General features: G+C 73.3%; 21 protein-coding genes. 13 read left to right on the plus strand and 8 right to left on the minus strand.

Annotated elements, in window-relative coordinates; all coding sequences use genetic code 11:
* Nucleotides 1-95: 95 nt before the first annotated feature.
* The 3 genes from ACWC91_RS03500 to ACWC91_RS03510 all read right to left on the minus strand — a co-directional run bounded on the left by ACWC91_RS03500 (nt 96) and on the right by ACWC91_RS03510 (nt 4,085).
* Nucleotides 96-770 (minus strand): hypothetical protein, encoded by a 675-nt coding sequence (locus ACWC91_RS03500; protein ID WP_225078582.1) that lies wholly within the window; start codon nt 768-770, stop codon nt 96-98.
* A gap of 273 nt (nt 771-1,043) precedes the next feature.
* Entirely contained in the window at nt 1,044-2,720 is a 1,677-nt protein-coding gene (locus ACWC91_RS03505) for a serine/threonine-protein kinase (protein WP_450640623.1), read from the minus strand.
* A 186-nt stretch (nt 2,721-2,906) separates the two neighbouring features.
* On the minus strand, nt 2,907-4,085 hold the full coding sequence (locus tag ACWC91_RS03510) for a nuclear transport factor 2 family protein (RefSeq protein WP_450640625.1): 1,179 nt from the start codon (nt 4,083-4,085) through the stop codon (nt 2,907-2,909).
* Nucleotides 4,086-4,181: 96 nt separating this feature from the next.
* Between ACWC91_RS03510 and ACWC91_RS03515 the strand changes: the two genes are divergently transcribed.
* Nucleotides 4,182-5,096: a LysR family transcriptional regulator gene (locus tag ACWC91_RS03515; protein WP_450640627.1), complete on the plus strand. Its 915-nt coding sequence runs from the start codon at nt 4,182-4,184 to the stop codon at nt 5,094-5,096.
* 77 nt (nt 5,097-5,173) lie between these two features.
* Here the strand turns inward: ACWC91_RS03515 and ACWC91_RS03520 are convergent, their stop codons facing one another.
* Nucleotides 5,174-6,241, minus strand: a complete 1,068-nt coding sequence (locus ACWC91_RS03520) for an SEC-C domain-containing protein (RefSeq protein WP_450640628.1) — start codon at nt 6,239-6,241, stop codon at nt 5,174-5,176.
* A 194-nt stretch (nt 6,242-6,435) separates the two neighbouring features.
* The gene (locus ACWC91_RS03525) at nt 6,436-7,863 is read right to left on the minus strand and encodes an MFS transporter (protein ID WP_450640629.1); all 1,428 of its coding nucleotides are present in this window, start codon (nt 7,861-7,863) and stop codon (nt 6,436-6,438) included.
* A gap of 134 nt (nt 7,864-7,997) precedes the next feature.
* Here ACWC91_RS03525 and ACWC91_RS03530 point away from each other — a divergent pair, with 134 nt between their 5' ends.
* The 4 genes from ACWC91_RS03530 to ACWC91_RS03545 all read left to right on the plus strand — a co-directional run bounded on the left by ACWC91_RS03530 (nt 7,998) and on the right by ACWC91_RS03545 (nt 10,836).
* Nucleotides 7,998-8,525 (plus strand): winged helix-turn-helix transcriptional regulator, encoded by a 528-nt coding sequence (locus ACWC91_RS03530; protein ID WP_225078576.1) that lies wholly within the window; start codon nt 7,998-8,000, stop codon nt 8,523-8,525.
* Between the two features lie 133 nt (nt 8,526-8,658).
* Entirely contained in the window at nt 8,659-9,018 is a 360-nt protein-coding gene (locus ACWC91_RS03535) for a DUF6412 domain-containing protein (RefSeq protein ID WP_225078575.1), read from the plus strand.
* A gap of 81 nt (nt 9,019-9,099) precedes the next feature.
* The gene (locus tag ACWC91_RS03540; protein ID WP_225078574.1) at nt 9,100-9,795 is read left to right on the plus strand and encodes a YidC/Oxa1 family membrane protein insertase; all 696 of its coding nucleotides are present in this window, start codon (nt 9,100-9,102) and stop codon (nt 9,793-9,795) included.
* Between the two features lie 168 nt (nt 9,796-9,963).
* Nucleotides 9,964-10,836, plus strand: a complete 873-nt coding sequence (locus ACWC91_RS03545; RefSeq protein WP_450640631.1) for a fumarylacetoacetate hydrolase family protein — start codon at nt 9,964-9,966, stop codon at nt 10,834-10,836.
* Between the two features lie 158 nt (nt 10,837-10,994).
* On the opposite strand, the gene ACWC91_RS03550 is transcribed toward ACWC91_RS03545, so the two are convergent.
* Entirely contained in the window at nt 10,995-11,897 is a 903-nt protein-coding gene (locus ACWC91_RS03550; protein ID WP_225078572.1) for an LLM class F420-dependent oxidoreductase, read from the minus strand.
* A 168-nt stretch (nt 11,898-12,065) separates the two neighbouring features.
* Here ACWC91_RS03550 and ACWC91_RS03555 point away from each other — a divergent pair, with 168 nt between their 5' ends.
* Nucleotides 12,066-12,500 carry an SCO4225 family membrane protein gene (locus tag ACWC91_RS03555; RefSeq protein ID WP_450640633.1) on the plus strand — a complete coding sequence of 145 codons (435 nt, stop codon included), beginning with the start codon at nt 12,066-12,068 and terminating at the stop codon, nt 12,498-12,500.
* Nucleotides 12,501-12,544: 44 nt separating this feature from the next.
* Here the strand turns inward: ACWC91_RS03555 and ACWC91_RS03560 are convergent, their stop codons facing one another.
* Complete coding sequence (locus ACWC91_RS03560) at nt 12,545-13,039, minus strand: heme-degrading domain-containing protein (RefSeq protein ID WP_281156750.1); 495 nt, start codon at nt 13,037-13,039, stop codon at nt 12,545-12,547.
* Nucleotides 13,036-14,106, minus strand: coding sequence for a Gfo/Idh/MocA family oxidoreductase (locus ACWC91_RS03565; protein ID WP_376503744.1), 1,071 nt, complete (start codon nt 14,104-14,106; stop codon nt 13,036-13,038). Before ACWC91_RS03565 ends, ACWC91_RS03560 begins: the two co-directional genes overlap by 4 nt.
* A gap of 56 nt (nt 14,107-14,162) precedes the next feature.
* On the opposite strand from ACWC91_RS03565, the gene ACWC91_RS03570 reads away from it, so the two are divergent.
* The 7 genes from ACWC91_RS03570 to ACWC91_RS03600 all read left to right on the plus strand — a co-directional run bounded on the left by ACWC91_RS03570 (nt 14,163) and on the right by ACWC91_RS03600 (nt 21,011).
* Nucleotides 14,163-15,329: an ROK family transcriptional regulator gene (locus ACWC91_RS03570; protein WP_450640635.1), complete on the plus strand. Its 1,167-nt coding sequence runs from the start codon at nt 14,163-14,165 to the stop codon at nt 15,327-15,329.
* Between the two features lie 185 nt (nt 15,330-15,514).
* The gene (locus ACWC91_RS03575) at nt 15,515-16,270 is read left to right on the plus strand and encodes a GntR family transcriptional regulator (RefSeq protein ID WP_225078568.1); all 756 of its coding nucleotides are present in this window, start codon (nt 15,515-15,517) and stop codon (nt 16,268-16,270) included.
* Between the two features lie 155 nt (nt 16,271-16,425).
* On the plus strand, nt 16,426-17,550 hold the full coding sequence (locus ACWC91_RS03580) for a TIGR03364 family FAD-dependent oxidoreductase (RefSeq protein WP_225078567.1): 1,125 nt from the start codon (nt 16,426-16,428) through the stop codon (nt 17,548-17,550).
* 7 nt (nt 17,551-17,557) lie between these two features.
* On the plus strand, nt 17,558-18,259 hold the full coding sequence (locus tag ACWC91_RS03585) for a phosphonatase-like hydrolase (RefSeq protein WP_225078566.1): 702 nt from the start codon (nt 17,558-17,560) through the stop codon (nt 18,257-18,259).
* Nucleotides 18,259-19,416: an ABC transporter ATP-binding protein gene (locus ACWC91_RS03590; RefSeq protein ID WP_450640638.1), complete on the plus strand. Its 1,158-nt coding sequence runs from the start codon at nt 18,259-18,261 to the stop codon at nt 19,414-19,416. Before ACWC91_RS03585 ends, ACWC91_RS03590 begins: the two co-directional genes overlap by 1 nt.
* Nucleotides 19,409-20,227, plus strand: coding sequence for a 2-aminoethylphosphonate ABC transporter permease subunit (locus ACWC91_RS03595; RefSeq protein ID WP_450640639.1), 819 nt, complete (start codon nt 19,409-19,411; stop codon nt 20,225-20,227). The genes ACWC91_RS03590 and ACWC91_RS03595 overlap by 8 nt, the downstream gene beginning before the upstream one ends.
* A complete protein-coding gene (locus ACWC91_RS03600) occupies nt 20,214-21,011 on the plus strand; it encodes an ABC transporter permease (protein ID WP_450640641.1) in 798 nt (265 codons plus the stop codon). The genes ACWC91_RS03595 and ACWC91_RS03600 overlap by 14 nt, the downstream gene beginning before the upstream one ends.
* The last annotated feature ends 112 nt before the right edge of the window (nt 21,012-21,123 follow it).

Raw genomic sequence — 21,123 nt, forward strand, 5'->3', positions numbered from 1 at the left:
CCCGATCAACGTTTATGGCTCCGTTCTAACAGGACTTACTGACAGCAAGTCTTCGGCACCGCCCGAGCTCCCACGCAGGATGGTGCCCGTTCCGCTTACTTCACCTTGCCGGTGAAGATCGCGCTCTCTGATTCCATGTCGGGAGACACTTCGACCTGGATGACCTTCTCTCCCTTGGGGAGCTCGCAGCCCCACGGCACGTTAATAGACCTTCCGGCGAGGAGCTTGGTGTCGGGGCCTCCGCCGAGGCTGTGATCGCTGTCGAAGATCGATTCGCTGCCGTGCCCATCCTCGCCGTAGGAGCAGTTGACGGTGAGTCCGGTGGTGTCGAGGGTCTTCCTGCCCCCGTTCTTGACCTTGACGGTGAACTGCACGTAGTTGGTGTTCTCGGGGGACGCGTACTCGCCGGACACGGACCGCTGGAACCTGGAAAGGCTGACGGCCACATCGTTCTCGTAGGTGACAGTGTCGGTAAGGGCGAAGACGTCATCGCTCTCGTCCTCATCCGCGAACTCGTCCGTGGAATCCATCGTGTTGTCGGCCGTCGTGTCAGTGCCGCTCGCTGTTTCTGTGACGGTGACGGTGGGTGCAGCTCTGGTGCCGCTACTTCCAGTGGCGCCAGCCGTGATGGCGGCGGAGACGGCCGCGGCAACGACGGCTGCGGCCGCGGCGATGATGGCTGTCCGGTGCTTCTTTGCCTGCGGCTGCGGGACGGGCGGCATGGGCGGCCCGTAGCTCGGCATAGGTGGCGGCGTGATCCTGTCGCTCATGGTCCCCCCAGGGAATTGATTGAGTGACGAATCTTCTCGTGGCTGCGGAGACTTGTGGAGATCATGTGATGGAATCGTGTCCATGGCGAGAGCGGGGATCCACTGTTCGGTGGGCGGATCGGGAGGCAACTGGCGGCCTGAGTGCTCGAACCGGGTGCCATAGGTCGGGTGAGTGAACGTCCGCTGATGCTTGCGCTGCCCGAAGCTCAGGCGCCTGGCACCAGCCAATGGCACAGCAGATCAGCGATGGGTGATGTGGACGGAACGACCCGGCTAGGCCGCTCGCCACACCGTCATGTCCATGGTTATGAAGCCGATCTCCGGCATCGCGGTCGACTTCACCTGGAGTACGAGCAGTGCGATGTCACCGGAAGGGTGCTTGACGCAGATCTCGCTGCCGCCCGCCGCCGCGGCCAGCAGGACGCGGCGATCGTCGGCGTGGTCGGTGTCGTAGGCCGAGAGTGCAAGACGGCAGTCGTCCAAGGAGGCCCCGGGATCGCCGGGCAGCAGGGCCAGCGCGCTGGTGTCGCTTTCCAGTTCGCAGCCGACTTCCTTGCAGTCGAAGCGGATGTCCCCCTTGCGGCCGCTGCGCTCGACCCCCTCCTTGATGTTCAGTGAGTTCTTCCGATTCAGGAATATGCCGGGGTACGGGAGGGCCTTCGGCGGCTCGGGTGCGGCGGAGGAGGGGTCCGACAGTCCTGGTGCCCGGTTGTCGGCCTCCGAGGCCGGCGTGGCTGCCGGTGAGGATGATGAGGACGCCGAGGACCGTGCGGACGTTTTCGGAGGGGGCGTCGAGGACGCGGCCGTCTCCCAGTCGCGGAGCCGGTTCACCGTGTTCATGGCCGTCCAGGTCAGGCCGGCCAGCAGTAGCGCGCCCGTCGTCACGGATGCGATCGCGATCAGGGCGGTGCGACGTCTGCGGGTGCGTTGTTCTTCCGGGTTGAGAGGCATCGGCGGACGCGGCCATGTGGGCTGTGGGGCCGGGACGGCCGGCTGCGGCCAGCCGGCCGACGGCAGCGTGTATCCCTGGGTGGGGTTGGGGACCGGGGGCGGGACCGTCACCTCCGGTCCCGCGATCTCCCGCCAGACGGCCGGTCCGCCGCCCGCGTCGGCGTCCTTGCCCAGCCGTTGGCGGCACCATTCGACGACCTCCGCCGGGGTGGGGCGTTCCTCCGGATCGGTGGCCAGGCACCGGGCGAGCAGCGGACGGAGCTTCTCGGGCAGGAGGGAGAGGTCGGGTTCCTCGTTGACGATCCGGTACAGCACGATGACCGCCGGCCCGGTCCCGTACAACGGCTCGCCCAGGGCCGCGAACGCCGCCGTCTGGCCGAGCGCGAAGATGTCGGTCGCCGCCGTGAGCTCGCCCGCGGACGCCTGTTCGGGAGCCATGAACGACGGTGTGCCGATGGCGGCCCCCGTGGTGGTGTGCGAGGTGACGTCCGAGGCCAGCGAGATGCCGAAGTCGATCACGCGCGGACCGTCGGCGGCCAGCAGCACGTTCGACGGCTTCAGGTCCCGGTGCACGATGCCCGCGCCGTGGATGGCCTGCAGTGCCTCGGCCACCCCCGCCATCAGCCACAGCACCGCCGGAACCGGCAGCGGTCCGCGCCGGGCGACGGCCTCGGTGAGGGACGGGCCCGGTACGTACAGCGTGGCCAGCCAGGGGGGTACGCCGTCCGCGGCGGCGTCGATCAGCTCGGCGGTGTACGCGCCCCGGACCCGTCGGGCGGCGGCTATCTCCCGGCGGAACCGTCGTCGGAAGGCCGGGTCGTCGGCCAGTTCCGGGCGGACCACCTTGATCGCCACCGGTCGGCCGCCCTGCGTGTGCGACAGGTAGACCCGGCCCATGCCACCGGCGCCGAGCCGGGCGGCGAGGCGGTAACCGGCCACCATGGGAGGGTCGTCCGGTTGCAGCGGCTGGAACACCTCAGTCGCGCCCGCATTGTTCATCGGCCGTCGTCCCCCCGATCCCCGGATCCCTCGATCCGATGAGTCGACCAACAGGCAGCACTTTAAGGCGTGTTGCGGAGACCGTGATCAGGGGCGGTCGTCAGGGCCGTTGGGGGAGCGGATCGAGGCGGGACCCGGACCGGCGGGTCCGTGGGCGTACTCGGCGAGAATGCGCCACGCCGACGGTCACCTTCGGTGGTACGCCTTGTTGGCGATGCGCCACCCGCCCTCGGCCTGGACCAGCAGGAAGATGTCGGTGAAGGTGTCCGGGCCGTGCCGGAGGGTCATGGACGCGGTGGCGATGGTGCCGTGGACGTCGACGGTGTCGACGCGGCGGGTGCGGGTCGGTTCGTCGGCGGCCGGGCGGCCGTCGAAGAGCGCGCAGTACTCGTCCAGGCGCCAGGACACGAACGCGCCGTCCCGGATGCCCTCGATGTGGGCGGTGGGCAGGAACGCGTCGCGGAAGTGGGTGGGGTCGCCGGTGGCGTGGCCGCGGATGTAGAGGCGCAGTGGTTCGAGCACGGTGTCGTCCACGGCGGGGACCGTGGCGGCCACGGCGATGTCGGCCTCCGGGCCGGCAGGGGTGCCGGCCAGGTCGGCCGCGCTGCGCAGGGGGCTGTTCGACGCCGTGGCCAGCAGCGCCATGTCCTTGGCCAGTGCGCCGATCGTGAACTCGGCCGGGGCCGGGGCCGGGGCCGGGGCCGGGGTCGGCTCGTCGGCGAGGAGGAAGGTCCGCTTGCGACCGACGAGCCCGCCGAGTTGGCCGAGTTCGAGGACGTCCAGCGCCTGGGCTCGGGGCAGGTTCAGGGCGTCGGCCTGCCGCAGTGAGTCGCGCAGGGCGAGGACGGCGCCGGCGAGGCTGCTGTTGGCGACCAGCTTGAGCGCGGCGGCGGTGGCGGCGTTGTCGACGGGGAGCACGGTGCCGAGCGCTCGCAGTACCGCCTGGACCCGATCGAGCGCCTCCCGGTCGCCCGCGGCGAGGATCCGCAGGGTGCCCGCGGCGACGGCGGGCACGGAGCCGAGTACGGGCGCGTGGACGTAGGACGGGCCGAGCCGGCGGGCCAGTGCCGAGGCCTCGGCGGGGGCGATGGTGCTGGTGTTCAGCACGACCGTGTCCGGTCGCAGTGAGGGGCGGATGCGGTCGACGACCTGCCGGCACGCCCGGGCGTCGAACAGCGCCAGGAGTGCGATGTCCGCCTTCGCCACGGCGTCGTTCGGGTCGTGGGCCGTCTCGACGGTCGCCGCGACATGGCGGCCGGACCGTGTCCAGCCGACGACGTCCCAGTCAAGGCCGGTGAGTCGGGTGGCGATCGCGGCGCCCATGCGGCCCAGGCCGAGCACGGCGACGGTGTGCGGTGTGGTCATGCGTCCGAGCGTGGGGCACCGGAAGGGATGCGGCAAGCGCAGATCTGGCAGGGGTGCCCTGCCGGATCCGCATGCCGGCGGGCATACTTGCGGGTCATGGCGCTCACTTCATGGCGGACCTTCGTGACGGTGTGCCGGCTCGGGTCGTTGTCCGCGGCGGCCGACGAGCTCGGCTACACGCAGTCGGCCGTCTCCCGGCAGATCGCCGGGCTGGAGCGCGAGTTCGGGCTGCCGCTGGTGGAACGGCATGCGCGTGGCGTGCGTCCGACGCCCGCCGGAGAGGTGTTCCGCCATCACGCGACGGCCGCGCTCACCGAGGCCGACCGGGCGGTTCGTGCCGTGCGGGACCTGCGTGACGGTGCGCCGGGCCGGCCACTGGCCGTCGGTGCGACGCCGTCCCTGGCCGCCGGAATCGTGCCCGTGGCGATACGCCGCCTGCTGGACACGTCCGGACCCGTCCGGTGGAGCCTGTCGCCCGGACTGAGCCTGGAGCTGTACGACCGTGTGGTCGCGGGCGACCTGGACGTCGCCGTGGTCACCGACGCGCCACCGGGGCTGCCCAACGACCCGCGTCTCGAACGGCGGTTCCTGGGCATGGACGAGATGGCCGTCGTGCTGCCCGTCGGCCACCCGCTGGCCGGGTGCGGTCCGGTACCTGTTCAGGCGCTGGCCGACCAGACCTGGGTGGAGGACAACGAGGGCTCGGCGGCGCTGCTGCGCCAGCACGCCGCCCGCGCCGGGGTGACCGCCCGCATCGACCTCGCCGCGGCCGACCTGCCCGGCAAGCTGGCCCTGGTCGCGACCGGCCACGCCATCGCGCTGATACCCGGGGTGCTGGCCGGCGCGCTGCGGACCGACGTCACCGCGGTGGCCCTCGTGGATCCCCCGGCCCGCGGCATCTACACGATCACTCCGCGCCGCGACCCGCACCCTTGCTCAGCGCCCCTGCTCGACCGGCTCGTGACGGCCTTCGCGGCCGGCCCCCGCCCAAGCCGGGCACGGGGCGGCTGAGACGGACGCCCACGGAGTACCGGACGGCTGAGACGGACGCCGACGAACGGGACTGGATCCGCTCGCTTCCCGCCCGCTCAGACGGTTCCGGCAGGTTCGGCGGGCTCGGCAGGTTCGGCGGGCTCGGCGGGTTTGGTCACCCCATGGCACTGCCCGTACGCCTGCCCCGACCCGCACCAGCACAGCGCCCCCCGCTGCGGCGGCCAGGTGACCGCGCGGCCCCGGGCCGCCAGGGTCGTCGCGTACTGGGGCAGCAGGGCCGGGTCGGACGGGGAGGCGGCCTCCGAGGCGGCGAAGGCCTCGTAGGAGGGGACCGTGCCCGTGACGATGCCCAGGTTGGGGGTGCCGGAGGAGGACAGTTCGCGCAGGGACGCCTCTATCGTCGCCAAGTGGGTCTCGTGGGACGGGTATTCGGGCGTGAGGCCGGCGTAGGCCGTGAGGAGTTCCGACAGTTCCTCCGCCGGCCAGTGCAGGACCGCCACCGGGAAGGGGCGGGAGAGGGCCGCGCGGTAGGCGCCGAGTTCGGCGCGGAGGCGGGTGATCTCCGCTTGCAGTTCGGCCGGGTTCTCCGAGCCGAGGGACCAGACGCGTTTCGGGTCGTGGAGCTCGTCCAGGGGGACCGGGGAGGTGTGAAGGGTGTCGGCCAGCATGTCCCAGTCGTCGTGGACCGCGCCCAGCATGCGGCGGACGCGGTGGCGGCCGAAGAGGAGGGGGTGGGTGGCGTGCGGGGGCTCCTGGGCCTCCGCGAGAAGCAGTTCCACGCCCTGGGTGAACGTCTCGTGCGCTGCTTCGAGTTCGTCGTGGGTCTCCAGGGACTCCGCGACGATCACCCAGGGGGCCGGGTCGCGGGGCGCCGCGGAACGGACGCCGTCGATGATCGCTCTCGCCTCCGCCTCGTGGCCGTACTCCCAGAGGTTGGCGGCTTTGAGGGCCCGGACCAGGTGGGGGTTCTCCAGGTCGGCGGGGGAGGACAGCAGGCGGTCGTACAGGGTCGTCGCGGCAGGGCGGTCGCCGGACAGTTCCCGGTGGGCCGCGGCCTGGAGGAGGAGGGCCTCGGCGTCCTCGGGGTACAGATCTGCGGTCCGCTCGAGGCGGGCCGCTTCGGTGGCGTGGTCGGCGTCTTCGGCGGGCGTGGCGGGGCGCATGGGGGACACCGTACTGCCGGACAGTGACAAACGTGAGGTATCTGCAGGCCAGGGGACCCAGGGGAGCCGGGGAATCCCACCCCCGGGGCCAACCCGCGTCCGTACGCCCCGCCCTGTGCCCGCACCCCCTTCGCGTGCCCTGTGCCCGCATCCCCTTCGCGTGCCCTCACCCCCGTGCCCTCACCCCCGTGCCCTCACTCCCGCTCCCGCGACACCCCCACGCTCACCGCGCCCACCAGTGCCAGCCCCGCCGACACCGCCATCGCCGCGTCGGCGCCCCGTGCCAGGCTGCCCGTCGCGGTCGCGAGGGCGATGGTCAGGGCGACTCCGGCGCAGGAGCCGATGTAACGGAGGGTCTGCTGGGCGCCGGAGCCCAACGCGGCGCGGTCCGGCGGGACCGACTCCACCGACAGCAGGGGCAGCGCGGCGTTCAGCAGGCCGCTGCCCGCGCCGCTCACCAGCAGGCCCGGCAGCATCCGGAGCCAGGAGCCGGAGCCGATCGCGCCGAGCATCGTGAGGACGCCGGCCGCGTGGAGGACGAAGCCCAGGACCAGTTGCCGGCGCGGCGTCACCCGTCCCGCCAGGCGCTTGGCCTGGAGGGCCACCGTGAAGCCCGTGCCGGACCACAGCAGCAACAGCCAGGCGGTGGTCATCGGCGACATTTCCAGCGTCTGCTGGAGCAGTGCGGGCAGGAAGCTGAAGAGGCCGATCACCGCCAGGCCGGTGAACAGGCCGCCCGCCGAGGAGGCCAGGAAGCGGGGGCGGCGCAGCAGGGACAGATCGATCATCGGTGTGCCGGTACGGCGCTCCAGCAGCGCGAAGACCCCGAGCAGGGCCACGGCCGCCGCGAGCAGCAGTCCCACGGGCGCCCGCAGCCAGCCGTCCCGGCCCAGGGTCAGGGCGGCCACGAGGGCCACCAGGGCCAACCCGAAGGTGAGCGCGCCGAGGATGTCCGGCCTGCCGCCCCTCGGCGCGCGGGACTCCGACAAGGTTCGGGTGCCGAGCGCGGCCGCGACCAGGGCGGCGGCGCCGAGGACGGCGTAGGCCGCCCGCCAGTTCGGCAGGGCGCCCGTGACCAGCGGGCCGACCGCTATGCCGCCGCTCACGAAGGCGCCCCAGACGCCGGTCGCGTGGAGCCGCCCGCGCGGGGTGGGGAAGGCGTGCACGAGCAGGCCCAGGCTGCTGGCCAGCAGGGCCGCGCTCGCCGCACCCTGGGCGATGCGGGCCAGCGTGAACTGCCAGGTCGTCGTGGCCAGGGCGCCCAGCACGGTGGTCAGTCCCAGGGTCAGGGTGCCGGCGAGGAAGACGCGGCGGCGCCCGTAGTCGTCGGCCAGGCTGCCGGCGATCAGGAGGAGGGCGGCCAGGCCCAGCGGGGTGCCGTTGAGCAGCCATGCCTGGGCGGAGAGCGGGGTGTGCAGGGCGGCCGCGGTGCCGGGGAGGGTGATGATCGGCGCCGTGTACGTCATCAGGGCCACGGTGGTGGCCGCGCTGGTCACGGCCAGGGTGGCCCGGGGGTTCGGGGGCCCGTCCCGGCGCCTGGGGCGTGGGGCGGCGGTGCGGGTGGTGGTACCCGCTGCCGCGGAGGTCGCGGTGGAGGCCGTGGGGGAGTTCAGCCCGGTCATGGGCCCGTCCTTCCGGGGGCTGGGCGGAGAAGGGGTTCAGGCAAGTTCGGTCATTGAACCGACCTGCTCCTGAACCGTAACACCCTCAGTTCGTTCATTGAACCAAGTCCTCGGAAAGTGGCTACAGTGGACGCATGGCACTGGGCAAGGACTACGCGACGCAGGAGTGCTCGATCGCCCGCGCGCTGGAGATCATCGGGGAGCGCTGGACGCTGCTGGTCGTCCGCGACGCGCTCTACGGCGTCCGGCGCTACAACGACTTCCTGGTCCACCTCGGCATCCCCCGCGCGGTCCTCGCCGCCCGCCTCCAGACGCTGACGGCGGAGGGGATCCTGGAGAAGCGGCGGTACCAGGACTCGCCGCCCCGGTACGAGTACGTCGTCACCGAGCGCGGGATCGCGCTGTGGCCGACCCTGCGGGCGCTCGGCCTGTGGGGGCGCGAGCACTTCACCGAGGTCCGGCTGCGCTACTTCCGGCACGCGGAGTGCGGCACCGAACTCGGGCCGTACGGCGAATGCCCCTCCTGCGCAACCGTCGTACCGGTCGAGGACGTCCTCATGGAACCGGGACCCGGACTCGATACGGACCCGGCGGATCCGGTCAGCCGGGCGCTGCTCAAGCCGAGGCGGCTGCTGCAACCGCTCGAGATCGATCCGGTATAACGGGCTGCACGCCGCTATGGTGAGCCGGATGCCGCCCGCCGCCCGCCGATGACCGGCAACCGGCAACCGGCAACCGGCAACCGGCAACCGGCACCAGCGCACCGCAACGCACGCTCACGGGGAGGGAGTCGACGTGATCCGCAGTCGCGTCGCCACGCGCCCCGCCGTCGTGCCGCTGCGCCTGTCCCTCCTCCTGCCCCTGCTGCTGCTTCCGGTCGTCCTGTTCGACACCGGCGGTCTGCCCGGGGCCGTGGCCGTCGCGCTCGCCGCGACCGCCGCGGCCGGTTCCGCGCTCGTCGTCTGCGCGGTGCTCGCCTCCCGCTGCGCGCCCGCCGTGCCGCCCACCCGGGTGCGTACGGCCATCCGGGACCGGGACCGCCGTACGGCCTTCCTGCCGCAGCGCGATCCCGACGCCGCGGGCCGGCCGCGGCCCCGGGCACCCGGGCGCGCCCTTCCGGCGACCACCGTGCAGGGCACCGCACACCTCACCTGACCCTGCGCGGGTCGTCATGCCGTCATCCCCGTACGCCATTCCCGTACGCCTGGCACGACGAGACCCCCGGAGGGCTCACCCATGTCCGTTTTCGCCGGCCTGGTCGAGCGGCTCGCCGAGCTGCTCCAGCCGCTGTTCCACGCCTCCGCGGCCGCCGCCGCGATCGTCCTGTTCACCGCGCTCGTACGACTCCTCCTCCACCCCCTTTCCCGGGCCGCCGCACGCGGGCAGAAGGCGCGGTCCGCGTTGCAGCCGCGGATCGGCGAGCTGCGGAGGAAATACCGGAAGGACCCCGAGAAGCTGCAGAAAGCCGTGCTGGAGCTGCACGCCGAGGAGAAGGTGTCGCCGCTGTCGGGCTGCCTGCCCAGCCTGCTGCAGATGCCCGCCTTCTTCCTGCTGTACCACCTGTTCTCGACACCGGCCGCGGACGGCGACGGGCTGCTCGGCCACCGGCTGCTGGCCGCGCCGCTCGGCGGGCGGTGGGCCGACGCCCTGGCCGGGGACGGCGTGTTCGGGGCGGCCGGAGCGGTGTACCTGGGGCTGTTCGCGGTGGTGGCCGTCATCGCCGCGTTCAACTTCATCCGGGCGAAGAAGTCCCTGGACACGACCGATGTGGCAGGCCTGAGCGGCGGCGCCGCGGGCGCGGTCGGCAAGGCCGTGCCGTACATGTCCTTCTTCACCCTGGTCACCGTGGCGGTGGTGCCGCTGGCCGCCGCGCTGTACGTGGTGACCAGCACGGCGTGGAGCGCGGCCGAGCGGGTCCTGCTGTACCGGTGAGCGCGCCGGAGCGGCCGTCCTGCCCGGCGGGCCTACGGTCCAGTACGTGAACGCGCTCTTGCGGAGTGGAGGTTGACCTTGGACGATCGACCAGTCCTCCGATGGTTGCGTCTGCCGCACCCAGGTCGCCCTCATCGGCCGGGCGCCCGCGATCGAGGGAGTTGACACATGAAGCTGCTGCGAGTCGGTACGGCGGGTGCGGAGCGGCCCGCGCTGCTGGACGCGACCGGGGTCCTGCGGGACCTGTCGGGCGTCGTCCCGGACATCGACGGCGCTCTGCTCGCCGACGACGCGGCACTCGGCCGGATCCGGGACGCCGCCGCGGCGGGGGAACTGCCCGCGCTGGAAGGGGCCGGGCCGGACGCGGCCGCGTCGCGGATCGGGCCGCCGCTCGCGCGGATCGGCAAGATCGTGTGCATCGGGCTGAACTACCACGACCACGCCCGTGAGACCGGCGCCGAGCCGCCCGCCGAGCCGGTGATCTTCTTCAAGGCGCCGGACACCGTCGTCGGGCCGAACGACACCGTGCTCGTGCCGCGCGGCGCCGCCAAGACCGACTGGGAGGTGGAGCTGGCGGTCGTCATCGGCCGTACGGCCCGCTACCTGGAGTCCCCCGAGGAGGCGCTCGCGCACGTCGCCGGCTACGCGGTGGCGCACGACGTCTCCGAGCGGGAGTTCCAGATCGAGCGCGGCGGGACCTGGGACAAGGGCAAGAACTGCGAGACGTTCAACCCGTTCGGGCCCTGGCTGGTCACCGCCGACGAGGTCCCCGACCCGCAGGCGCTGCCGCTGCGCCTGTGGGTCAACGGCGAGCTGAGGCAGAACGGGACGACCGCCGACCAGATCTTCCCCGTCGCCGAAGTCGTGCGCTATGTCAGCCAGTTCATGACCCTGTACCCCGGTGACGTCATCAACACCGGTACGCCGGCCGGGGTGGCCCTGGGGCAGCCCGAGCCGAAGCCGTACCTGCGGGCCGGGGACGTGGTCGAGCTGGAGATCGAGGGGCTGGGACGGCAGCGGCAGGAGCTCAAGGACGCGTAGGCGCTCCGGCGGCGGGGCCGGGAAACCGCGCCCGTCGGCGGGGCCGGGAGACCGCGCGCGGTCTCGGGCCCGCGGCGCCGTCGTGGCTCGCCGTGCCCGCGCGGCGGAGCCGCATACCGGCACCATCGGCACGGCCCCGTGCCCGTGGCCCGGTCCGCTCACGCCAGCAGGGAGGCAAGCCTGCGCCACTCCTCCCTCGGCAGGGCGTCGCGCGGGCCGTCGGCGACCACCTGGAGTGCCACGTGGTCGGCGCCCGCCGCGTGGAACGCCTCGATCCGCTCGCGGATCCGGGACTCCTCGCCCCAGGCGAACACCGCGTCGATCAGACGGTCGCTGCCGCCACCGGTGACGTCGGATTCGGCGAAGCCGAGGCGCAGGAAGTTGTCGGTGTAGTTCGGCAGCTCCAGATAGGGGGCGAGGTACCCGCGGGCCACGGCGCGGGCGCGGGCCGGGTCGGTCTCCAGGACGACCTTGAACTCCGGTGCCAGCAGCGTCGTCCCGCCCAGGATCTCGCGGGCCTGCGCGGTGTGGTCCGGAGTGACCAGGTACGGGATCGCGCCGGCCGCCCGGTCCCGGGCGAGCCGGAGCATCCTGGGGCCGAGGGCGGCCAGGACCCGGCGCCCGGCGGGCACGCCGCCCTCGCCGGACCGGTCGAGCTCGTCGAGCCGGTCCAGGTAGCCGACCATCGTCGAGTACGGCTTCCGGTACTGCTGCACGCGCGGGCCGTGGCTCACGCCGAGGCCGAGCACGAACCGGCCGGGGTGGGCGGCCTCCAGCGCGGTGAACTCCGCCGCGGTCCCGGCGGCGTCCTGCTGCCAGACGCTCTGGATGCTGGTGGCGACGACGATCCGCCCGGTCGCCTCGATCAGCGGGGCGGCGTTGCGGGCGGTGCTGTTGCCGCCCAGCCAGACGGCTCCGTAGCCGAGCTCCTCCAACTCGGCGGCGGCCTCGTCGAGTTCGGCGCGCCGGGCCGCGTTCTCCGAGCGGAGTCCGATGCTCCAGATGCCGTACCGGCCGATGGTCTCCGGCAAGGGGCGCGCGGGGCCTGTGGTGTCGCTCATCGGTTCCGATCCCTCCGGACGGGGGTTGCTGTGCCTTGATCGTCACGCGTCCGGCAGGCCCCGGCCGGAGGGCGTCCCGGGCCCATTCCCGGCTTCCCCCGAGCGCACTAACCTTGATCTTGCGTGACGGACTCCGGCAGGGGGATCGCCCGGAGCGGAGGACCGTGCGTGACCGCGACCCTGAGGATCCGTCGTGTCGCAGAGGACGCGACCGGCGACTGGACGACCGGCGCATACCTCGGCCTCGTCGCCGTTCTGGGGATCCTGGCATCGGCCGAGGGCCTGGGCCTGGTGGACACCGACTCGACGGCCCGGTTCCTGGCCGTCATCCTCTGCATGCCCTGGACGCTCCTGGTGGCCGCCGTGGTGTGGCTGAACGACGGCTTCTACTGGTTGCTGGGCCACAACTTCTTCGCCGACTCCCCGGCCTGGCTCTTCGAACCGCTCTGGACGGTGTTCTGGACGGTGGCGGCCCTGGCGAACGCCAGGACCATCGCCGCACTGTCCCGTTCGGTCTCCCGGCGGCCCGGCGTCTCACCCTTCCTGGTCCCGATGAGCCTGCTGGCGATCGTCAGCCTGATCGCGCTGCTCTGGCGCCTCTGAACCCGTGACCGGGCGGGTGGGCCGTCGGTGATCCTCGCGGTCCCTCACCCCTCGCCCAGGAACCGCTCCAGTGCCTCCACCACCATCCGGTGGTCATCGAGCTGCGGCAGGCCGGAGACCGTCACCGTGCCGATCACGCCCGCGCCCTCGACGTGGAGCGGGAACGAGCCGCCGTGGGCCGCGTACAGGTCCGGGTCCAGGCGGGAGGAGGCCTCGAAGGTCGTGCCCTTGGCCCGGAAACGGGCGCCGACCAGGTAGGAGGCGCAGCCGTAGCGCTCCACCACGCGGCGTTTGCGGGCGATCCAGGCGTCGTTGTCGGGGGTCGAGCCGGGCAGGGCCGCGTGGAAGAGCTGCTGGCCCGCGCGGTGGATGTCGACGGCGACCGGGGCCCGGCGCTCCCGCGCCAGTTCCACCAGCAGCGAGCCCAGCGCCCAGGCGTCGTCGTGCGTGAAGCGGGGGAGGACCAGACGGCGTTCCTGCGCCTCCAGGTCCTCGATGCTCGGGGTGGTCTCGGAGGTCGGGCGCACGTCGTTCGTCACAGCCGCACCGCCACGCCGTCGCGGGCCGAGCGGCGGGCCGCCTCCAGGACGTCGAGGGCGTCGGCGGCCTCCCGGGCGGTCACCGGGTTGGGGGCGCCGTCGCGGAGGGCGGCGGCCACGGCCGCGTAGTACGCCGGGTAGTCGCCGGGCAGGGTCGGTACGGGTCGGCCGCCGCCGGTCAGCGGGGACTCTCCGGAACCGATGCGGCCCCACAGTGACTCGTCCTCGGCGCCCCAGCCCTCGGTGCCCGGGCGGGTGCCTTCCCGCAGGGCGGCCTCCTGCGGGTCCAGGCCGTACTTCACGTAGCCCGTCCGGGAGCCCAGCACCCGGAAGCGGGGGCCGAGTTGGGCGGCCGTCGCGGAGACGTAGAGGTGGGAGCGGACCCCGTTGGCGTGGGTGAGCGCGATGAAGGTGTCGTCGTCCGCCTCGGCGCCCGCACGGCGCACCACCGCCTCGGCGTACACCTGGGTGGCCGGGCCGAACAGCACCAGGGCCTGGTCGACCACGTGGCTGCCGAGGTCGTAGAGCAGACCTCCGATCTCCGCGGGGTCGCCGGACTCGCGCCAGCCGCCCTTCGGCTGCGGACGCCAGCGCTCGAAACGGGACTCGAAGCGCCATACGTCGCCCAGCTCGCCCTCGGCGATCATCCGGCGCAGGGTGAGGAAGTCGTTGTCCCAGCGGCGGTTCTGGAAGACGGACAGGAGCAGTCCGCGCTCGTCGGCCAGGGCGGCGAGGTCACGGGCCTCGGCCGCCGTCCCGGCGATCGGCTTGTCCACGACCACCGGCAGGCCCGCCTTCAGGGCGGCCGTGGCGAGCGGGACGTGCGTCTTGTTCGGGGAGGCGAGGACGACCAGGTCCAGCTCGCCGGCGCGCGCGAACAGCTCGTCGGGGCCGGCGGCGAGACGGACGTCCGGGAACTCCGCGCGGGCCTGTTCCTGCCGCCGCGGGTTCGAGGTGACGACCGTGTCCAGGGTCAGGCCCTCTGTCGTGGCGATCAGCGGGGCGTGGAAGACGGAGCCGGCGAGGCCGTAGCCGACGAGGCCGACGCGGAGGGGGGTGCCAGTCATGCCCCCTACTTTCGCAACGCTGTTGCCGAAGTGCAAGCGCGGGGGAGAATGGCGGGGTGAACAGTGGGAAGGGCGGAGCGGACGCGGTGACGGTCTCGGGAGTGACGGGCAGGGGGACGGCGGGGGCGAACCTGCTGGCCCTGCGCAGCCACAACACCGCGCTGGTGCTCGACCTGCTGCGCGGGGCGGGCGCGGAGGGGATCAGCCGGCTGGAACTCGCCGAGCGGACCGGGCTGACCCCGCAGGCGGTCAGCAAGATCACGGCGCGCCTGCGGCAGCAGGGCCTCGCGGCGGAGGCGGGACGGCGGGCGTCCACGGGGGGCAAACCCCGCACGGTGCTGCGACTGGTGCCGGAGGCGGGGCACGCGGTGGGAGTCCACGTCGACCGGGACGAACTCCGGGTGGTCGTCGTCGACCTGAACGGCACGGTGACCGGCGAACGCCGCCGCCCACTGGACCTCGGCGCGGGCGCGGAATCCGTCGTGGCGACGGTGGCCCACGAGGTGGAGGCGCTGGTGTGGGACGTGCTCGGGGTCCGTCCCGGCCTTGCCGAGGCCGGGTCCCTCGTCGGGGTCGGGGTGGCCTTTCCCGGGCCGCTTGATCACCGGTGTGGGGTGCTGCACCGGGTGACCGGGTTTCCGGAGTGGGACGGGTTTCCGTTGCGGGACGCGCTCGCGCGGCGGCTCGGAGTGCCTGTGGTGGTCGACAAGGACACGAACGCGGCGGCGCTGGGGCTCGCGGTCGCGGGTGAGGGGCGTTCGTTCGCGTACCTGCACCTCGGTACCGGGCTCGGGGCCGGGCTGGTGATCGGGGGGAGCGTGCACCGGGGGGCGCGGACCGGGGCGGGGGAGTTCGGGCACCAGGTGATCCAGCTGGACGGTCCGCTGTGCGGGTGCGGGGACCGGGGGTGTGTCGAGGCGCTGTGCCTGGCGGCCGTGGAGCGGGGGGAGATCGCGGAGGCGGCACGGGTGCTGGGGGCCGGGGCCGCGAACCTCGTGGGCCTGCTGGACATCGAGCTGGTGCTGCTCGGCGGTCGTACGGTCGCGGCGGCGCCCGAGATGTTCGTGGCGGGCGTGGCCGAGGTGCTCGCGGCGCGGGCCCGGCGGGAGGGGGCGCCGGACGACATGGTGCCGGTCCGGCTCGCGCCGGGAGGGGAGCGGGGGGTCGCGGAGGGCGCGGCACAGCTGCTGCTCGCGCCGATGTTCGGGCGGGGGGACGCCTGACGGGTGCCCGGCGTCGGCCTGCCCGGGTCCGCGCGTGCCGCCGGGGCCGATCGAGGGGACGTGTGAAACCGTTCGAGTCCGGTGCCGGGACGGTCACCCCGCCGCGCTGCCCGTCCTCGGTGGCGGGCCGGGGCTGAGGCGGAGGTGCCGCCGAGGCCGGCGGGTGGATCTGCGACGATCTCCGCGTGGACTACCCCAACGACCAGGCTCCCGGCGCCCCGGTGCGCTCCGGTGTCCCGGAGCACGGCCGGATCCCCAAGTACTACGCGGTGAAGGCGAGGATCGACGACCTCGTCGGCGAACTGGGGGAGGGCCGGCCGATCCCGACCGAGCGCGATCTGTCCGAGGAGTACGGGGTCGCCCGCGAGACCGTGCGGCAGGCGCTGCGCGAGCTCATCCTGGAGGGCAAGCTGCGGCGCCGGGGCCGCGGCACGGTCGTCGCGGGCCCCAAGCTGGAGCAGCCGCTGTCCCTGGTCAGCTACACCGAAGGCGTACGGCGGCAGGGCCGCACCCCCGGACGCTCCCTCGTCACCCTGGACCGCTTCCCCTGCCCGGACCCCCTCGCCGCCGAGACGGGACTCACCCGAGGCGAACCCGTCTGGCACCTGGAGCGCGTGCTCCTCGCGGACGACGAGCGGGTCGGCCTGGAGAGCACCTACGTGGCGGTGGCCCGGGTGCCGCACCTGGACACCGGATTCGACCCCGACTCCTCCTTCTACGCCTACCTCCAAGGGCTGGGCATCGCCTTCGGCGACGCCGACGAGCGCATCGAGACGGTGCTCGCCACCCCGCGTGAGGCCCTGCTCATCGGCACCCCGCCCGCGGTGCCCATGCTGCTGATCCACCGCGTCTCACGGGACACGGAAGGCCGCCCGCTGGAGCGGGTGCGGAGCCTGTACCGAGGGGACCGGTTCTCCTTCACCACCCATCTGCGCGGCTGAGGACACCACCCACCCGCGGATGACGAGAAGGGTGTCAATCGGACGTCCTTTCGTCACGAGAAGGTAACGGGTCTAGCCCAATCTTGACGGCTCGTTCAGGCTCCCGTTGTCAGCAGGACCCCTCCGGTTACCTGTGCGGGAGGAACGTGGCCGTCGTGAGAGTGACAGTCGTAGGAGCCGGCGTGGTGGGCACCATGCACGCCTGGCAAGCAGTGGAACGCGGCCATGAGGTCGTACAGATCGAGCGGGAGGCCGAGGCCCGCGGCGCCTCGCTGCGCAACTTCGGGCAGATATGGGTCAGCGGCCGCGCGGTCGGCGAGGAACTCGACACCGCCCTGCGTGCCCGGGAGCTGTGGGAGGAGATCGGCGGCCGCGTGCCCGCGCTGGGCTTTCGCGCCAACGGCTCCCTGACCCCCGTGCGCGGCGACCTCGAACGCGCCGTCGCCGAGGCCGCCGTGGCCCGCCCGGACGCCGCCGTCCGCGGTCGCAAGCTCCTGACCCCGGCCGAGGCCCGCGCTCTCAACCCCGCCCTGCGCGGGGAGTTCGACGCGGCCCTGTACTGCGAGCGCGACGCGGCCGTCGAGCCGCGCACCGCCCAGCTGGCCCTGCGCGCCGAACTGCTCAAGCACCCGAACTACACCTTCCTGCCCGGGCGCGAGGTCCGGGAGGTCGTCGGCGAGGGCGCCGTCCGCGACGACCACGGCGACGTCCACACCGGTGACGTGGTGGTGCTCTGCACGGGAGCCTGGCTCGGCGGACTCGTACGGGAACTCGCCGGCCCCGGCCTGCCGGTCCGCCGCGTCCGGCTGCAGATGATGCAGACCGACCCGCTCGGTGAGCCGCTGCCGACCTCGGTCGCGGACGCCGACAGCTTCCGGTACTACCCGGCCTACGCGTCCGAGGCCCTGGACGAGCTCAACGCGAGCCGGCCGCAGGCCGAGACCGCCGCCGCCCACCGGATGCAGCTGCTCATGGTGCAGCGCGCCGACGGCGGACTCACCATCGGCGACACCCACGAGTACGAGCACCCCTTCGCCTTCGACACCGTCGAGGACCCGTACGACCACCTCACCCGTGTCGTCGAGTCCCTCCTCGGCCGCCCGCTGCCGAAGGTCCGGCGCCGCTGGGCCGGCGTGTACGCGCAGTGCACCGAACCCGGCCGGGTCGTGCACCGGCAGCAGGTCCGCGACGGGGTGTGGCTGGTCACCGGGCCCGGCGGGCGCGGCATGACCTGCGCACCCGCGATCGCCGAGCACACCGCGAACGAACTGGGCTGGTGAGGAACCGATGAACGAGACGACGACCACCGACATCCGACTCGTCGTACTGGACATGGCCGGCACGACCGTCGCCGACGGCGGCCTGGTCGAGCGCGCCTTCGCCACGGCCGCCGCCGAGCTGGGCGTCGAGCCCGGCTCGGCCGACCACGACGACAAGCTCGCCTACGTCCGCGCCACCATGGGCGAGTCCAAGATCTCCGTCTTCCGGCATCTGTTCGGCGCCGAGGACCTGGCCCAGCGGGCCAACGCCGCCTTCGAGAAGGCGTACGGCGGCCTCGTCGACGGCGGCCTCGTCGCCCCGGTCCCCGGCGCCCGCGAGGCCATCGAGGAACTGCGGGCCGACGGCCGCACGGTCGTGCTGACCACCGGCTTCGCACGCGTCACCCAGGACGCGATCCTCGACGCCCTCGGCTGGCGCGACCTCGTGCCGCTTACCCTGTGCCCGGCCGACGCCGGCGGGCGCGGGCGGCCCTACCCCGACATGGTGCTGGAGGCGTTCATCCGCACCAAGGCGGCCGACGGCGTGCGCCAGGTGGCCGTCGCCGGCGACACCACCTACGACGTGCTCAGCGGCGTACGCGCCGGGGCGGGCGTCGTCGCCGGAGTGCTGACCGGGGCGCACGGCGCGCAGGACCTCCACGACGCCGGCGCCACCCATGTCCTCGGCTCCGTGGCCGACCTGCCCGCCGTACTCGGGGAAGCCGGCTGATGGGCATCCGATTCGACTCCGTCACCGTCGCCTACGACGGCACGGTCGTCCTGGACGCCCTCGACCTCACCGTCGAGCCCGGCGAGGTCATGGCGCTGCTCGGGCCGTCCGGATCCGGCAAGACCACCGCGCTGCGGGCGGTCGCCGGGTTCGTGCGGCCCGCCTCCGGGCGGGTGTACCTCGGCGGACGCGATGTGACGGACCTGCCGCCGCACCGGCGGGGCATCGGGATGGTCGTCCAGAGCTACGCCCTGTTCCCGCACCTGCGGGTCGAGGACAACGTGGCCTTCGGCCTCCGGGCGCGCAGGCTCGCCCGTGGCGAGGTCCGTGACCGGGTCCGCGAGGCGCTGGAGATGGTCGGCATGGCCGACTACGCGCGCCGCCACCCCCGGGAGCTGTCCGGGGGCCAGCAGCAACGCGTCGCCATCGCGCGGGCGCTGGCCATCCGGCCGGGCGTCCTGCTGCTCGACGAGCCGCTGTCCGCGCTGGACGCCCGGCTGCGCTCCGGAATGCTGGCCGAACTTGCCCGGCTGCACCGGGAGTTGCCGGAGGTGTCGATCCTCTACGTCACCCACGACCAGAACGAGGCCCTGACCCTGGCCGACCGGATCGCGGTCATGGACCGGGCGCGGCTGCAGGCCTGCGGCACACCGCGGGAGCTGTACCGGGCGCCGGCGAACGAGTTCACGGCGTCCTTCGTCGGCAGCGCCAACCTGCTGCCGGTGACGGTGGGGGAGCGCGGAGTGCTCTTCGCCGGGCGCGAGGTGGCGGTGGCGGCGGCGGGTGCGACGCGCGGCTCCCAGGCCACCCTCTGCGTACGGCCGCACCTGGTGGGGCTCGGCGACGGGCCCAACGCGCTGACCGGAACCGTCTGCGAGGTCCAGTGGCGCGGAGCCACGCACCGGCTCCACGTCGACGTCGCCGGCCACCGCGTCATGGCGGACCTCGCCGAACTGAGGGAACCGCCGGTCCTCGGCGACCGGGTGACCGTGCACTTCGCCCCCGAGGACGCGGTGCTGCTGCCGGCCGGACCCCCGCACGGCCAGGCGCGCGCCATGGGCGGTGCCCGCGGGAACCAGGCGCCCGCCGCGAACGCACCGGGCCAGGACCAGGCTCAGCACCCGGCGCCCGCCGTGAACGGTGCCCGGCATGACTAAGCGCCTGCTGTGGGCGGCGCCGCCCGTCGCCGTGCTCGCCCTCGTCTTCCTCTACCCCCTCGCCCTCGTCCTGCGGCAGTCCGTCCGGCCGGAAACCGGCGGCACCTCCTTCCAGCCGTACGCCGACGTCTTCGCCTCCGCCGCGTTCGGCGAGGCCCTGTGGACCACCGTGTGGCTGGCGCTCGCCGCCACCGCCGGGTGCCTCGTGCTCGGCTTCCTGCTCGCCCTCGTCATCGCCTTCGTGCCGTTCCCCGGCGCGAAGGCGGTCGCCCGGTTCGTCGACGTCTTCCTGTCCTTCCCCTCCTTCCTGATCACCCTCGCCCTGCTCTTCGTCTACGGCACGGTCGGCATGGCCAACGGGCTCTGGCAGGACGTCACCGGGGCGGCGAACGGACCCTTCCAGTTCCTGACCACGCCGTGGGGCGTGCTGCTGGCCGAGATCACGTACTTCACCCCGTTCGTGATGCGGCCGCTGCTCGCCGCCTTCTCCCAGCTGGACACCGCGCAGCTGGAGGCGGCCAGTTCGCTCGGGGCCCGCGCGCCCCGGATCGTCCGCAGCGTGATCATGCCCGAGGCGCTGCCCGCGCTGGCCGCCGGCGGCAGCCTCGTCCTGGTGCTGTGCCTCAACGAGTTCGGGATCGTGCTGTTCACCGGGGCGAAAGGAGTCACGACCCTGCCCATGCTCGTCTACAGCAAGGCCATCCTGGAGTCCGACTACCCGGGCGCGTGCGTGGTCGCCGTCGTCAACGTCCTGATCTCCGTGGGCCTCTACGGCCTCTACCGGGTGGTGAGCCGCCGTGCTGGTGCATAGCCGCAAGGGCAGGTGGGCCGCCGCCGCCCTGTTCTTCGTCCTCTTCGTGCCCCTGTTCACGCTGCCGCTGCTGGTGATCCTGGCGGCCTCCTTCGCCACGAACTGGTCGAGCGTGCTGCCCTCCGGCCTCACCACGGCCCACTACGCGGCGGCCGCTCACGGCGAGGCGTCGCAGGCGCTCACCACCAGCCTGCTCACCGCCCTGGCCGCGAGCCTGCTCGCGCTCACCGTCGGCACCTGGGCAGCGCTCGCGGCCGCCGGACTCGGGCGGCGCCACCGCGCCGTGCTGGACGCCCTGTTCGTCCTGCCCGTCGCCGTCCCCTCCGTGGTGGTGGGCCTGGCGGTCCTGGTCGCGTTCTCCCAGCCGCCGGTGCTGCTCAACGGCACCCGGTGGATCGTCGTCATCGCGCACACCGTGCTGGTCACGGCCTTCGCGTACCAGTCGGTCTCCGCCGCCCTGCGCCGCCTCGACCCGGCCTACGAACAGGCCGCCGCCTCCCTCGGCGCCGGGCCCGCCCGCGTGCTGTGGCGGGTGCGGCTGCCGTTGCTGCTGCCTTCGCTCACCGCCGCGGCCGGCCTCTGCTTCGCCCTGTCCATGGGGGAGTTGAGCGCCACGATGATGCTCTACCCGCCGGACTGGACCCCGCTGCCCGTCCTGATCTACGCGGCCACCGACCGAGGCTCCCTGTTCGCCGGCTCCGCCCTCGCCGTCGTCCTCATGGCGGCGACCCTGCTGGTCCTGCTCGCCGTCTCCCGGATCCGCACCAGAGCCGCCCACCGCTAGGGCCTCTCGTGCCGGGGGCCCGACCGCTCTCCGGCCGTCCTCCCGCTCACCCCCCGAACCTCCCCTCCCGCCCCCCGAACTCTCCCTCCCGCCCTCCCGGGCTCGTCCCACC

Source organism: Streptomyces sp. NPDC001204 (assembly GCF_053598035.1).

Bases quoted from the DNA above. Each gene is read 5' to 3' on its own strand.
- ACWC91_RS03500 (WP_225078582.1), bottom strand. From the start codon at position 770: ATGAGCGACAGGATCACGCCGCCACCTATGCCGAGCTACGGGCCGCCC.
- ACWC91_RS03505 (WP_450640623.1), bottom strand. From the start codon at position 2,720: ATGAACAATGCGGGCGCGACTGAGGTGTTCCAGCCGCTGCAACCGGAC.
- ACWC91_RS03510 (WP_450640625.1), bottom strand. From the start codon at position 4,085: ATGACCACACCGCACACCGTCGCCGTGCTCGGCCTGGGCCGCATGGGC.
- ACWC91_RS03515 (WP_450640627.1), top strand. From the start codon at position 4,182: ATGGCGCTCACTTCATGGCGGACCTTCGTGACGGTGTGCCGGCTCGGG.
- ACWC91_RS03520 (WP_450640628.1), bottom strand. From the start codon at position 6,241: ATGCGCCCCGCCACGCCCGCCGAAGACGCCGACCACGCCACCGAAGCG.
- ACWC91_RS03525 (WP_450640629.1), bottom strand. From the start codon at position 7,863: ATGACCGGGCTGAACTCCCCCACGGCCTCCACCGCGACCTCCGCGGCA.
- ACWC91_RS03530 (WP_225078576.1), top strand. From the start codon at position 7,998: ATGGCACTGGGCAAGGACTACGCGACGCAGGAGTGCTCGATCGCCCGC.
- ACWC91_RS03540 (WP_225078574.1), top strand. From the start codon at position 9,100: ATGTCCGTTTTCGCCGGCCTGGTCGAGCGGCTCGCCGAGCTGCTCCAG.
- ACWC91_RS03545 (WP_450640631.1), top strand. From the start codon at position 9,964: ATGAAGCTGCTGCGAGTCGGTACGGCGGGTGCGGAGCGGCCCGCGCTG.
- ACWC91_RS03550 (WP_225078572.1), bottom strand. From the start codon at position 11,897: ATGAGCGACACCACAGGCCCCGCGCGCCCCTTGCCGGAGACCATCGGC.
- ACWC91_RS03565 (WP_376503744.1), bottom strand. From the start codon at position 14,106: ATGACTGGCACCCCCCTCCGCGTCGGCCTCGTCGGCTACGGCCTCGCC.
- ACWC91_RS03585 (WP_225078566.1), top strand. From the start codon at position 17,558: ATGAACGAGACGACGACCACCGACATCCGACTCGTCGTACTGGACATG.
- ACWC91_RS03590 (WP_450640638.1), top strand. From the start codon at position 18,259: ATGGGCATCCGATTCGACTCCGTCACCGTCGCCTACGACGGCACGGTC.
- ACWC91_RS03595 (WP_450640639.1), top strand. From the start codon at position 19,409: ATGACTAAGCGCCTGCTGTGGGCGGCGCCGCCCGTCGCCGTGCTCGCC.